The 14,150-nt window shown below is 40.1% G+C and carries 14 protein-coding genes; all 14 read left to right on the forward strand.

What is annotated here, in order from left to right; translation table 11 throughout:
* Positions 1-45: 45 nt before the first annotated feature.
* Positions 46-765: an SIMPL domain-containing protein gene (locus H4K34_RS04805; protein WP_210759688.1), complete on the forward strand. Its 720-nt coding sequence runs from the start codon at positions 46-48 to the stop codon at positions 763-765.
* A gap of 1,705 nt (positions 766-2,470) precedes the next feature.
* The gene (locus H4K34_RS04810; RefSeq protein ID WP_210759689.1) at positions 2,471-3,067 is read left to right on the forward strand and encodes an MCP four helix bundle domain-containing protein; all 597 of its coding nucleotides are present in this window, start codon (positions 2,471-2,473) and stop codon (positions 3,065-3,067) included.
* 85 nt (positions 3,068-3,152) lie between these two features.
* Positions 3,153-3,644, forward strand: coding sequence for a hypothetical protein (locus H4K34_RS04815; RefSeq protein ID WP_210759690.1), 492 nt, complete (start codon positions 3,153-3,155; stop codon positions 3,642-3,644).
* Between the two features lie 90 nt (positions 3,645-3,734).
* Positions 3,735-4,424, forward strand: a complete 690-nt coding sequence (locus H4K34_RS04820) for a DUF1963 domain-containing protein (protein WP_210759691.1) — start codon at positions 3,735-3,737, stop codon at positions 4,422-4,424.
* Positions 4,425-4,506: 82 nt separating this feature from the next.
* On the forward strand, positions 4,507-5,376 hold the full coding sequence (locus H4K34_RS04825; protein WP_210759692.1) for a hypothetical protein: 870 nt from the start codon (positions 4,507-4,509) through the stop codon (positions 5,374-5,376).
* A gap of 35 nt (positions 5,377-5,411) precedes the next feature.
* Complete coding sequence (locus tag H4K34_RS04830; protein ID WP_210759693.1) at positions 5,412-5,939, forward strand: YcxB family protein; 528 nt, start codon at positions 5,412-5,414, stop codon at positions 5,937-5,939.
* A gap of 23 nt (positions 5,940-5,962) precedes the next feature.
* Positions 5,963-6,703: a leucine-rich repeat domain-containing protein gene (locus tag H4K34_RS04835; protein WP_210759694.1), complete on the forward strand. Its 741-nt coding sequence runs from the start codon at positions 5,963-5,965 to the stop codon at positions 6,701-6,703.
* A gap of 67 nt (positions 6,704-6,770) precedes the next feature.
* Complete coding sequence (locus H4K34_RS04840) at positions 6,771-8,312, forward strand: HEAT repeat domain-containing protein (RefSeq protein ID WP_210759695.1); 1,542 nt, start codon at positions 6,771-6,773, stop codon at positions 8,310-8,312.
* A gap of 75 nt (positions 8,313-8,387) precedes the next feature.
* The gene (locus H4K34_RS04845; protein WP_210759696.1) at positions 8,388-9,182 is read left to right on the forward strand and encodes a hypothetical protein; all 795 of its coding nucleotides are present in this window, start codon (positions 8,388-8,390) and stop codon (positions 9,180-9,182) included.
* Between the two features lie 1,145 nt (positions 9,183-10,327).
* Positions 10,328-10,846, forward strand: a complete 519-nt coding sequence (locus H4K34_RS04850) for a hypothetical protein (protein ID WP_210759697.1) — start codon at positions 10,328-10,330, stop codon at positions 10,844-10,846.
* Between the two features lie 31 nt (positions 10,847-10,877).
* Positions 10,878-11,375 (forward strand): hypothetical protein, encoded by a 498-nt coding sequence (locus H4K34_RS04855; RefSeq protein ID WP_210759698.1) that lies wholly within the window; start codon positions 10,878-10,880, stop codon positions 11,373-11,375.
* 415 nt (positions 11,376-11,790) lie between these two features.
* Positions 11,791-12,642, forward strand: a complete 852-nt coding sequence (locus H4K34_RS04860; RefSeq protein WP_210759699.1) for a hypothetical protein — start codon at positions 11,791-11,793, stop codon at positions 12,640-12,642.
* A gap of 159 nt (positions 12,643-12,801) precedes the next feature.
* Positions 12,802-13,185: a hypothetical protein gene (locus H4K34_RS04865; RefSeq protein ID WP_210759700.1), complete on the forward strand. Its 384-nt coding sequence runs from the start codon at positions 12,802-12,804 to the stop codon at positions 13,183-13,185.
* A 33-nt stretch (positions 13,186-13,218) separates the two neighbouring features.
* Positions 13,219-13,854 (forward strand): hypothetical protein, encoded by a 636-nt coding sequence (locus H4K34_RS04870; RefSeq protein ID WP_210759701.1) that lies wholly within the window; start codon positions 13,219-13,221, stop codon positions 13,852-13,854.
* Positions 13,855-14,150: the final 296 nt, after the last annotated feature.

The raw sequence follows: 14,150 nt of genomic DNA on the forward strand, positions 1-14,150 counted from the left end.
CGGGAGAACAGGATTGGCGTCAAATCAATACAAGCAAATACAATTATGAAGAAGGTACTATTAGTAGTGTTAGCCCTGATTGCAAATGGGGCATTAGGACAAATTACTGAACAGGCAAAAGCAACAGGCTCCTATATAGAAGTAGTGGCTACTGCGACAGAAACTGTTCTTCCAGATAAAATACTTATCGAAGTTACCTTAAAGGAAAATGGAAAAAGCGGTGCCAAGGAGCCTATTTCAAGCCAAGAAAAACAATTAATCAAAGGTCTGGATAGCTTAAACATCCCCTCTAGCAGATTATCGAAGGAAGGAGCGAGAACCAACTTTGTCAAGATAAATTGGTTCAATGAGAAACAGATTAGTCAAGCAGTGTATATCCTGGAACTAAAAAACTCCCAAGAAATTTCCACTGCTTTCACTTTGTTCCAAAAACTAAAAGTGGAACATGCCATTCTATATGAAAGCACCCATACTCAGCTCGACTCCATACAGGAAGAAGTGGAAGTAAAGGCTATTATCGCAGCAAAGAATAAGGCAAAAAGATTGGTCCAAGCTCTGGGCTCAGACCTAGGGGAACCAATCCTAATCACGCAAAATGAACCCAGAGGAAATGGAGTCTACTTTATTGATGGGATAAAAGTGCGAGGCTCGGTTCAAATCCCCAATATTGCCTATGATGCCCCTTTCATCGAGCAAGAACCGTATATCGAAATTCAGAAACTAAAAATTGAAGCTTCCATTTTGGTTCGATTTGAGATAAAGTGAGGTATGGCTTGCGATGCGCTAAACTATCACTGAGGAAAGACCAGATCTTCCAAATGATTATAGTCGCTACAGATAGAGTTCAGTCGAATCCTTCACTAAACATTGCCTCTACTCTAAAACATTTTTCGGAGCATATGGCACCTGAGCAGCGATAGTCGTTCGTAGGGTAGTACTTAGGATGCAAATTCGCTTAAAAGAAAAATCCCGACCCAAAAAGCAATACTTCATTTCCAAAAAAATGCTCTTTGATACTTTTTGCATTGGCCAAAAAGTACCCAAAAACCCTAGGCCTTTCCCTAGGTGATTTTTGATTCCTTTTAGTCATCAAAACCGTTCTTCGCTTTTCGCTTCATGCTCTCTCCGCCTGCGGCAGACGCAATTCCGCGAAGCTCTGAACTATCACTGAGGAAAGGCCGGAACTTCCAAATATTGGTAGTTGCTTCAGATAGTGTTTGGAGGACTCCAGCACCTAACAATATACCAAAGTGCAAATTTTAATTTCGGAGCCTTCGGAAGCTTGGCAGCGATAACAGAGCGAAGGGTAGTTTCCAAGAAAAAAATGAATGTTATAGATTCACTTCCTTTTCAGCTAAAAACAGTCTAAATGCCTGGCCCAACCCTAGCTTCTGTGATCGAAAGAACCGACCGAAGGTCTAGGTAATTTCGAATCGCCTTCAAGCTTCCTTGATCTTTTGGATACTTTTCTATCAAGAGAAAAGTATTAAAGAAATCTCCCTATCAAAACTTTCAATTACAGGCTATGACATCATAAAGCTGGCCCGACCCAAGAAGCGGTGGTCCAAAGGAATCGTCTCCCAGCGGCCTTGACCTTTTGATTTGGGTGATACTTTTTGCATCGGCCAAAAAGTATCGAAAAACCCTAGGCCTTTCCCTAGGTGATTTTTGATTCCTTTTAGTCATCAAAACCGTTCTTCGCTTTTCGCTTCATGCTCCTTCCGCCTGCGGCGCACGCAATTCCGCGAAGCGCCGAACTATCACTGAGAAAAGGCCGGATCTTCCAATTATTGGTAGTTGCTTCAGATAGAGTTCAGTCGAATCCTGCACCAAATACTACCCCTACTTAAATCATTGTTTCGGAGCTAGTGGCACCTGAGCAGCGATAGTCGTTCGATGGGTAGTACTTAAGACTCAAAATCGATAGTGGGAGAATTTCCAATCCAAGGAAAAACATCAATCAGGCTGGCCCAACCCAAGAAGCGGCGGTCCAAGGGAATCGCCTTTCAGGGGCCTTGATTTTTTGCTTCGTTTTTTATCAAGAAAAAATGAAGCACAATGCGCATCCACCAAAGTTTAAACCACACGCAACCCTAGCTTCTGTGATCGAAAGAACCGACCGAAGGTCCAAGTAATTTCGAATCGCCTTCAAGCTTCCTTGATTTTTTTGGATACTTTTTCAAATGCCTTTTTAATTTTCAATGGAATTTAAGAGCTACAGATTCGCTTCCGATTGTATCTAAAAGAAAATATCGAAGGAATCGCCATTCAGGGACTTTAGTCTTGTGGAAACTACTTGCTCTGGTCTAAAACAACCAAGACCATAAAAAAGGATAAAGAATTTATGCCTTCCCGCCAATTCAGAAAAGTTTGCGGTGGTGCTAAAATTATCCGAAATTCAAACCTGATAAATCCCAGATCAAAGAAAATCTAGAAGTCCATTCTGTTTCGTAATTAAAAATTGGGGCGCATGAAAATTCTCACTAAAATCCGCTGGATAGCAAGTATTCTACTCGTATTCATCGTTGTACTTCTAACCAACTTAATTGACCGCGAAAACTTCAATCGACTCAGCTATTCTGTTACCACCATGTACGAAGACAGAATTGTTGCTAGCGATGTTCTATTCGAACTATCCCGAATAATTCAGGAGAAAGAAATTGCCATTTACACTTCGGACAGCCTCTATCCCATGGAGCATAAAGCAAAGCTGGATGACCAAATCGATGTTCTTCTTGATAAATACAGACAAACCAAATTGACGCCAAAGGAGAATTTCATTTTCCAACAAGTTGAAGAAGAGCTTAAAACATTGCAAAAACTGGAGAGCAAGGCTTCCAAATCAACTAAGGAAAAAACCTTAAAGAGTATTGAAACTGTCGACCATCATTTAGTTGAATTATCTAAAATTCAATTGCAAGAAGGTAAACGCCAGGTCTTTGCCAGTGAAAAAGTAAAAAACAGCATTAATCTTTTTACCCAAGGGGAAATTATTTTCCTGGTACTTATGGCAATATTAGTGCAGGTTATCATCCTCTATAAACCCAGCAGAGCGAAAGAGAATTAATCAAACCAAAAGCCTACAGCATTAAAACTCAATATCAGTAAAAAAAACCTTAGCGAGTAAGCTGCCTCCGTCCCTAAATCAAAGCATGATAAAATACTGCTCCTTAATCCTCTTCTTTTTTCTATCCCAATTGCTACCTGCTCAGACAGCACCCCGTGAAAAGCTAAAAAAGAACTCCATTTATCTGGAGTTTTTAGGAAGTGCTCCCCTCCTTTATAATTTAAGCTATGACCGACTGTGGACCAGCGAAGGTAAATTGAGGTTTTCGACTGCAATCGGACTGCAATACATCTTTGACACTGAGATTGATGGTGCCCTTAAGTCTGACTTCTCCATCAGTCCTCAAGTTAATTTGCTCTATGGCAAGAAGCATAATTTAGAGATTGGAATTGGCGCTGCCCTTCCATTTGGCCCAAATGATATCGTTTTCCCACTGAGGATAGGCTACCGTTTTCAAAAAAGCGAAGGAGGATTCTTTTTCAAAGCGGCCTTTACACCTATTTATTTCCCAGGTAGTAATTCCTTAGGCATGTTATTCCTCCCCTGGGCGGGAGTAGCTGCAGGTTATAGTTTTTAGGATTATGCGGCATGAAGGATCAATCAAAGGATTATTTTTAAATCCTATCTGCTAAGCAAGGAAACAGCTACATACCTTAAAAAACCTAAAATGACCCGAGAAGAATTCGAAACTAAAATCAAAAAGCCCGCAATTCTATTTCAAGTGGGAGGCTTTAGACCTACCGATTCCAAAACTGCCTCGTGGATTGGTAAAGTAATGGTCGGCGAAGCAGGAGAATCCTGGCCTGAATCGAATGGAAAGCCGATGATTCCCATTTGCCAACTCAATTTAAAAGAACTTCCGAGCAGGCCAGATAATTTAAAAGACATTGAATTCATAAGCCTGTTTATTGACTCGGAAGAACTGCCGAATGATCAGGCAAATGGTGATCTGTGGTTAATCCGAAGCTATGCAAATATTGAAGACCTTGTTGAAATCGACAGTCCAGAGCATGAGTTCCCTATTAAAGCTTTCCCATTAAAAGTCACGGAAGTTGAAAATGACTTTCCCTGCTGGGAAGACTGTCCAACGGAAATCCCCGAAGAATACAAAGACGAGTATTACCAGCACTTCCCCAATCAAGAAGGTTTTAAAATTGGCGGATGGCCCACCTTAATTCAATCGGAAATCAGCTGGGGCCCATTTAATGAACACCCCGCAGAACCAGAATATGTATTTCAAATTGACTCTAGTGAAAAAGCCCACCTAGGATGGGGAGACAGCGGAGTAGCCTATATCGGTCGTGGCACGAAACCCGGGTATAAAGATGTATGGACCTTCTCCTGGCAGGGCATGTAATTTATAAAGATTAGTCCTGCTATAAAAACAAGATCTCAGGCAAAATCCTGTTTAGATAAAGCAAAGAAATTACCTTCTACTTATGGATAATAGAGGATTTAAAGTCATCTTATTCGCCCTAGGCATTTGCATTCTCTCCAGTTGCGAAATAAATACGCCCGATTCTGACTCTCCTTCCAAGCCGAGCGCAGAAGAAGCTGAACCCGCGAAAATCAATTCAACCGAGGATAATAGTTCAAAACAAACTGAAGAAAGGATCAGTAAGGATACTTTGCGCTTTAATAGAGCTTTCCAAGATGCCTGGAAAAAAGCCGAGCTCAACTTTGATTCACCACACTTTTCTAAGGAATATTACTTCTATCCCGATGACAGCTCCTATGCCATTAAAATTGAAATTCTGATCGGGAATTTATTTACGGATTCGGAAAAGTACTTTCTTCTGAGAAGGCATGTTCCTTGGGCAACGTATCTCAATTTATATCAAATCAGAAACGGAAAGGCTTTTAAAATATTAGAGCGAAAGCAGAGTGAAATGAGCTATCGGAGCGATACTATTTTTGATGTGAATGGAGATCAAATAAATGACTTTGTGGTGCATTGGCATCCTGTTTCCGGATGTTGCCGTAGGAACATCTATTCGGTCTACCTCAAAAAAGAGGATCGCAGCTTTAGCTCCGCCTATCGGTTTATTAATCCCACCTTTTCGCCGGAGGAGCATATTATTCGAGGAATAAGCTATGGACATCCAGGGGAAGCAGGACTTTATAAATTTAAATGGAATGGACTTGCCGTGGACAGCCTTGAATTCATCTATCGAAATACATCTCGTAAAGATCAATTTATCAAGACCAGCAAAGCAAAATATAAACCCACAGCAAGCGAAGGTGAAATTTTAAAGGAAATTCCCGAAGAGTATCTCCAAATTGAAAGTATCGATTGGTTCGAAGCTTAATATCTTAGACAAAAAAAAACCACCCACCTTTAAGCATGACCATCGAATACAGCTTAAGCGAAGAAGACTATCTCAACTATCATGTGTTTGCCGCTTCCAAATCAGAAAAGACTAAAAAGCGGAAACGAAAGGATTGGATATTGGTGACGCTATCTTTCCTGCTACTGGCCCTAGTTTTCTATAATCATGAAGAAATGAGTTTGGCCTTCTCTTTCGGCCTGCTGAGCCTTGCCTCCGGACTGTTTTATCCCAGCTTTTTCAAATGGAGGTATAAAAAACACTATTTATCGCATATCCGTGATAATTATTCAAAATACTTGGGGCGAGTTCTTGAGCTGGAGATCCAAGAAGACCGTATCTCCATAATGGACGGCAGCACAGAAAGCACCTTGAAGCTAAGCGAATTTGAGAAAGTGGACGAAACGGCCCGGCACTTCTTCTTAAAAATATCAAAGGCCACTGCCATTATCATCCCTAAAAGTGAATTGACTAATATCGATGCGCTGCGCGAGAAACTGAAGGCAGTGGGCTTAAAAATCGAAACGGATTTAGATTGGGCCTGATAGCCATGTTAAGATCGAAAAGGATGACGGAACAACAGCTTAAAAAGGGCTATTGGCATGTAGACAAAGAATCCAAGCTGCCTAATCAAGTCATTAGCCTAGTTGACGACTACCTTCCTGCCGAAAGGCTAAGACTGCTTATCACTCAAACTCATCTTAGCCCCTATCAACAAAAAAAGAATTATGAGCATTGGTGTGAAATTCTGCCCAGCTTAAGTGAGGTAAAAACACTGTATTTACCCTCAAAAGTGAATCAAAAAATATTTGATGCAGTCTGTCAAATGCCCAATTTGGAAGGTCTTCACATTAAATGGAGCGGGATTAAAAAGCTCGATTCACTGGTAAACCTGAAGAAGCTTAAACACTTTTACCTGGGCAGTTCATCTCAAGTTCAAAGCATTGAAGTTTTTACCGAACTTTCGAATTTGGAAAGCTTGGAAACGGAGAATCTCAAATTAATTTCCGACTTCTCAGCCATAGCTAAACTGCAGCAACTACAAGGTTTAGGCATAAATGGCAGTATGTGGACCGCTCAAAAAATAGACAGCCTAGAGCCGATTAGAAATTTAAAAGAGCTGAAATACCTCAGCCTAAGGAACTCCCAAATCAAAGACAAATCTTTTGATCCTATATTAGGTCTGCAGCAATTAGTGCGATTCGATAGTTCCTGGAATTATCCAGAATCAGAATTTGACAAACTCAAAACAATGGCAAATCTCCGGTACGGAAATATCCAGACCTCCGGGAAAGAAATTTGGTCTTAATGAATTGAAATAAATGCCCTTGTAACGGGCAATACCAGAAATCATAACCTTCATCCGATTAATCGAAATGGGATTCTTCAAAAAACTATTTGGCAAAGCAGATGCCTCCCCCATCATTAAACCCCAAATCCCCGACTTTGATTCTTTATCTGAATTGAATCAGATTCCACGTTTGCTTAGATACACCTTCAATCCACATCCCGAAATTGCCTTAGTTGCCGCCCAAGCAATTCACCGCATTATTGAGTCCACCTCGAATTTCCAAAACAGGGCCATGTATCAAGCCCTAAAGGAAAGTAATTTGCGTTCCAAGGACTTAACCTACTTCGAGAAATTTGAACCCGAAGTACAAATCAGCTTATACTGCGTCGCTTCAATGAACAGAAGTGGATATGTCCGTGAAGAGGCGCTGAACTTTCTAATTAAAAGCCCAAGCCAAAAGACCCTTCCCTTTATCTTTTTCCGTTTAGCAGACTGGGTACCAGATATTCGACTTAAGGCACAAAAGGCTTTCCTGCAAGCAAGTAAAGAAGTTGATTTCCAGTATTTCATTCAACATCATTACCTTATTAATTGGCTCTTGAATATTAAAAGAGCAGACCTCAAGAGCCTCCATCAAGAACTTATAGATTTTATTTTCTCCGAGACCAATAGGACGCTAATCCTTCAAAACTTAGATCAATATCAAGGACAAAACCGCTATTTCATCATTAAAAACCTATTGGCTCGAAATAGCCAAGACCTGGAATTTATTGACAAAATTCTCTCTGATAAAGATTATGTAATTCGGCTGATGGCCGTGCGCAAGCTGGAACTAATTAAAAATCCCCACTACTTGCAAAAGCTTTTGAATGACCCTAGTCAAAAGATCCGAAATCACAGCCTGCACAAAATCACCGAAAACCAAATAGCCGACTTTCAAGAGGAGATTAAACATTTGCTTTTCGATCATTCTGCTGATACCCGAGATCTGGCGAGGAGGCTCATTTCCAAGCATACAAATCCTGATTTCGCAGACTTGTATCGCAGCAAATTAAAGCATGAGCCTAGTCCTAGTGCCATCATTGGACTCAGCGAGCTTGGCACCATTACAGACCTGCCCCTAATTCAGAGCTTCCTAAGTTCACCGTCTGCTCAACTAAGGGCGGCATCCTTATATGCTAGCTCCAAACTGAATCGAGAGGAGGCTAAAACAATTGCCTTTGACCGCTTAAATGATCCTTCAAATAAGGTTAAAAAGACCGCTCTTAACCTGATTATCCAAGACAAATCTTATAGCGATATCCCCAAGCTAAGAGCAATCTATGACCAGGGAAACACAGAGACCAAAAGATTCGCACTCAAGGCTTTGTTCGATATTGGCACTTGGGAAGTTGCAGGGGACTTCCTAAAAGGGATCAGTGAAAAAGATCAAAAATTGCAACAAACAGCTTTTTCATTATTGCAGGCCTGGCATCGCTATTCCCTTCAGCTGGGAAGCAGGCAAAAGGAATCGGACATTGACTATGTACTGAACATTTTAAATGGCTTAGAAATTGAGCAAAAGAAGCTCCCCATGCACATACAGCGAATTGTTCAGGAAATCCCCTTTATTTTTAAAAGGAGATAAGTGGAGTTCAGCTTTTGGAATAGGCTTGAAAAACAAAGAAATCATAATACTGAAGCTTTTTGCGTTTGACCACCTATGAAATCTAATAAAACCATTCTACTACTCTCAATATTAGTATTAACCAGCTGCCAAAGAAATCAGAGTACATTTCCTCCTAAAGAGTTTAAATATCCAAAACTTTTCAATTCTCAAATCCTGGATTCCATTCAATCTACTCCATTTGAGGCTAAGCGTATATCTGAGGTTTTCCCAATATTTATTGGCAAGTTCAAATATCAGGACAGCATTGACGTCAACCCCCTCAATATCGACTCAACACAAATTAACAACTTCATCCAGAACGATTTACAAAATGACTGGCTCGACAGTCTGGATATAAATGGACTTGAATTATTAATAGACCCTAATACAAGTGTCCCCTTTAGTAAATCCTACAATTTTGGCGGATCTCCTCGAGACTACTTTCCGGTCTACTTCGTAAACTCAACAAACAAAGACAAGGTCTTCTATGGAAAAGATGGTCATGTGTTTGGAATCCAAGAAGCAAAAGAAAAACGAAATCAATGGCACCCCATTGAAGTTAAAGGATATGATTTCTGCGGAAATGGACGTTGGGCGATGATCATACATCCACAGGAATTTGTAGTTGTTCTCATGCAAAAATACCAAGGCGATTATGAGACCGAAATACGATCAAGGTTTAAAATCGGCGAAAACATATTTGTTAGCAAACCTTATGAGGGATCAATATTCAAAAGTCAGTTTTCATTACCGGATAGTTCCTATCTACTGAGAACGCGTGAGCACTGGAATAAAGACCCATCTAATTGGTATTTCTACGGAGCACATTTGAAGGAATACGAGGATTAGACCCCAAGCATTATCCCTTCTCAAAAACAATTTTCGGAGCTTGTGGCACCTGAGCAGCGATAGCCCTTCGCAGGGTAGTACTTAAGACTCAAATTCGATTTAAAGAGAATTGCTACTCCTAGGTAAATCATTAATCAGGCTGGCCCGACCCAAGAAGCGGCGGTCCAAGGGAATCGCCTCTCAGGGGCCTTGATTTTTTGGATACTTTTTCAAATGCCTTTTTAATTTTCAATGGAATTTGAGAACTCAGTCTAAAAGTCTTTGGTTGTATCAAGAAAAAAGTATCTCCCAAACCAAAAAGCAATACTTCATTTCCAAAAAAATGCTCTTTGATACTTTTTGCATTGGCCAAAAAGTATCAAACCTGCCCGCCGCTGTTCCAGCTCCGGTAGGCGGGAAACCCTAGGCCTTTCCCTAGGTGATTTTTGATTCCTTTTAGTCATCAAAACCGTTCTACGCTTTTCGCTTCATGCTCCTTCCGCCTGCGGCGCACGCAATTCCGCGAAGCGCCGAACTATCACTGAGAAAAGGCCGGATCTACCAATTATTGGTAGTTGCTTCAGATAGAGTTCAGTCGAATCCTGCACCAAATACTACCCCTACTTAAATCATTGTTTCGGAGCTAGTGGCACCTGAGCAGCGATAGTCGTTCGATGGGTAGTACTTAAGACTCAAAATCGATAGTGGGAGAATTTCCAATCCAAGGAAAAACATCAATCAGGCTGGCCCAACCCAAGAAGCGGCGGTCCAAGGGAATCGCCTTTCAGGGGCCTTGATCTTTGGAATAAGATCAAAAACGCCTTTATTTATAATAAAAAACAGCGCTATAAATGCACCATTGGTTTTATATATATTCATCAACAAACTGTGGACACCGATTATCTCATAAGATAGCCTAGGAGAAGCTCAACTATAAGAGAACAGATAGCAATGCTTTCCTATACCCTTCCCTTTACAGTGACACTTTGGACCTGTAACGCCTTAATCGAGAATTGTGAATTATAGCTAGATCAATGATGCTAAAAAAAGAAGCTAAGCTGAAATCAAGAGTATGGATAAGCCTTACGCTATCAGCTTCAAGCCTAATACTTTCTTGCTCAGAACCCGTTAAGAAGTCGGCCAGCGAAAAGCAATTGCCTTCAGTAGTGGAAGAAGCAAAATCAGATGCTAAGGAAGCCATCAAGGAACCTGCCGCAAGCCTCTCAATCACAAAACAAAATATAAGAGCCTATGCGCAGGGCATCCTTTCGGATTCCATCCAAGCCGCTGACGACCAATTCACCTTTGCCATTCTAGACAGCATAACCCATGAGCAAGCTCCGGTCCGGGATTTTTACTTCCCGGTTTTCCAGCGGATAGTTCAGAATTCAGATGGGGCATTAGGAGAAGTAATAGGTCTTTACTCTCTGCAATACATTAAAAAATATCCCCTTGAATTTCTGGGAAGATATCCCCACTGCACAGAGAGTTTGAACTGCACAGAGTTAATTAATATTTCTGAGCATGTTCAGTTTGAAATTGGAATGAGCACAGATGTACAAAAGGAAATGGATGATTTTAGAAAATGGTTTGAACTAAAGCTTCAAAACGCCGACAAAAGCATCCAAATACGAGGAGAATTCTTCCTGAGTCAAATTGAGGAAGGAATAGACGAATATCTATAGAGAGCCTACCATTAAAAAACCAAATTAAGAAGTGAAAACATTCTTTAGATGGCTGATCAAAGCAGGCCTCCTCTTAGTAAGCATAATTCTGGTGGTTTTCCTCAGTGGGGATTTAAAATCAGGACCCCTAGAAACCTTTCTCATTATTCTCGGTGGATCTAGCCTCCTGGCGCTCTTGTTTTCATTCTTAGAATTGAAATACATCCCCTATCGCAGGAAAAAATTGATGCGGAAAATTGTTCGTCTCTTCGGAGCCATAGCACTAACTGATTCGGTGGCAAAATGGGAATTCGGTCGCTATGAAATTTACATAGACATCAGCTTTGACCTAAAAATCACCGAACAAGCCGGAAATTTAGAACTCATTAGTTTTTACATCCCAGCCAATCAGTTAAGAGCTTATCAATTGGATATACCTTTGAGTCAGAAAGAGGCCGAGTTTAGAGGAATGAAAACTTATAGGATTTACCAAACCAATGGAATGGGGCTTAAACTGGCTATAGGAAGGATTAGCAAGCAACTCATTTAATTAGCTTCTCGATCAAATATAAAACTGCAAGAAGACACCATAATTCCTAAACTCAATAAAGCATGCTTAAAATCTCACTTTGGATTCTTATACTCATTTGCTCAATTCTTCTATTAATCCTCTCAGTCACGATGATAAGTTTAGTATTAGGATACCTGGATGTCGATCCCAATCAATCCTCGCCTTTCAAAGGAAATTTGGCGACTTATCTCGGCTTCATCCTTATGGGCTTGATTCTAATTCGAGGTATCCGTTTTAGTTTAAAAAAACTACGGCAATCCAATTAAGAAAAAGACCTCTTTTGGTAAATAGTAAGGATAATAAGCGGTTAATCTAAATAGGTATCAAATCGAGGGCTGAGCCAATTATACTATATTAAGCCTTTAAAACATTTCAATCAAGCTTAAAAATTGAGATGAGAACTAGCCTATTAATCCTATCCTTCCTTTTATCTTATAATTCATTCGGGCAAAATCAGCTTAAGCCCGAATTAAAGACGATTGGCAATAATTCATTCTTCGAAATCTCGAATGACAGCAATAGCAAGTTGCTAGTTTTCCTTCATGGAGGCCTAAACAATCCTTACTTCAGGCGAAGTGCTGACAGCATTGATTTCGATTATCTAATTGAAGCTAATACTGAGTTTGTAAATCAATCGGTAATAAATGGATTCGACTTAATTGTAGCGATTTCAAAGGACAGCTTAAACTGGCTCCAAAATCCAAAGACCAGCTTGAAAATCCTGAAAGAGATCCTAAATCAATCTGGAAAAGAGAATCGCGAAATATATATCGCCGGATTTTCAGATGGCGGCACGGGTAGTTTCAAAATGTTTTATAGTGATCCAGATTATTTTGCGGGACTAATTGTTTTTAATGGCTATCCGCAGCATAAGAACTTTAATAAAACGGTTAACTATCAATCCATTGAGAACAAAAAGATCCTGTTCTTCAGCACCTACAAAGACAAGGTAATTCCCTATGAATTTCTAATTGATGCCTATTGCGCCCAGAAGAAAAGCAATAGCAATACTTTCATTTACCTAGCTTCAGGAGACCATAGCTTTAGCAGCTACGACCGAGATGATCTAAAAGAAGTATTCGAAATACTCCTGGATCAAAACAGCAATACAGAAAAGATTCCCATCCAAGGATTTATTAAAAATGACAAGGTGATTACACTGTATCCATTTCGGAAAAAGATTCTGAGGCAATTTGGTTTCGGGAAGGAGCTTTATGAAGCTAATCGGAAACAAGAAAAAAATTAATTCAATGCTTTGCATGCGACACTTAATGGTTTAAGAGAATACCTCCGCAAGGAATTAAAATCAAAGTCTCAAATTTTCATAGCTTGGCTAAAACAAAGAATAACAGAATTTTGCTTTAATTCTTGACCACCGCTGTACTGTAAAATCACTTCGCACATCATGAGACCATTACGCTTTTATTTGCTCCTACTTTCAGTAGTCCTCTTAAATCCTTCCTGTGAAAAGGATAATGCGGTTGAACTTGGAGGCTATTTCGAATTTGAAGTTAGAACCAGCAATAACCCCAATCGCCTTAGCATCCCATCCTGTGATATTGTAATCCTTGAAGGAAACAGTCCTGATCTTGATTTTCGCTGGGAATCGGTTGATTCTGACATTGGAGTAAAAAGATGGACTAGCAATAAGTTACTTTATGGCAGCTACAGCTTCGAATATTACCTGCAATACAAGGATAATGATGGCAGCACTACTAGCATCGGACCCTTGAGTCATAGCTTCCAGATATTTCCAGGTGAGACCACCAAATTCTCGAGAAAGTTTTAAGTTCCTTAACCAAATATCCAAGCAATTTCCAGCATGAGATTAACGATTATTTTCCTTCTAATTGGAATGCAATTAGGCGCCCAATCGCAGATCGGTCTTTACTATCAGGGCACTGTATCTAATCGAGCGCAATTCAGATCCTTTGATATCCATGAGCCTGTTTATTATCATAATCTTGGCATTCGCTATGACTTTAAAACAGAGCATTGGCTCTATTCACTGAGTCTTGAACACTTGCAACTCGGAGCAAAGACCTGGAGCATAGGCTATACGCTTGGAAGTTCTGTCCCTAAGTTTTTCGTTACTGAAAGCACCTATTACCATATAAACTCTTCATTAAATGCGCTTCGAAAGCTCTTTGCTAGTGCAAAGTTTGAGATTCATGCCGGTTTGGGTTTAAACTTAGGGCACGCCTATGCCGATAGCTGGCGTCGCTTCAGATTAGATGGAGGGAACCCTCGCAATGTGAGTAGCATCTGGGATCCTGGAGATTATTTAAACTATAACTTTTACTTAGCTCCAGAGTTAGCCCTTCGTTTTGAATATCATATAAACGAAAGCTTCAGTTGCATCTTCGCCCCCGAATACAGCTATCAAATTCGAGAAGACCTGGATTACCTTAGTCATAGTGTATTTCAATTCAATACAGGCTTGCTTTACAACTTATAAAACACAAAGCACCCCTTATTTAGAATTTGATCTTGCCATGAACAGATTGTTTCTCCCCTTGCTATCCTTATGCTTCCTTGGCTCTTGTACATCAAATGAGAAACCAGAGACTGAAGTAACACTAAAAGTCATTCATGATACGATAAGGCTAAGTGAAACTAAATGGGACACCCTAATTGTTTATAAGCCCAAGATTGAGGACACCATTAATCCGGAATACTATATACTTTCCAGATTACCTGATAATCTTTTAGACGGAAACCTATTTGAAAGAATATCTGAAAGTTGTAGAAATT

The sequence above is a fragment of the Croceimicrobium hydrocarbonivorans genome, assembly GCF_014524565.1.
Lineage (GTDB): Bacteria > Bacteroidota > Bacteroidia > Flavobacteriales > Schleiferiaceae > Croceimicrobium > Croceimicrobium hydrocarbonivorans.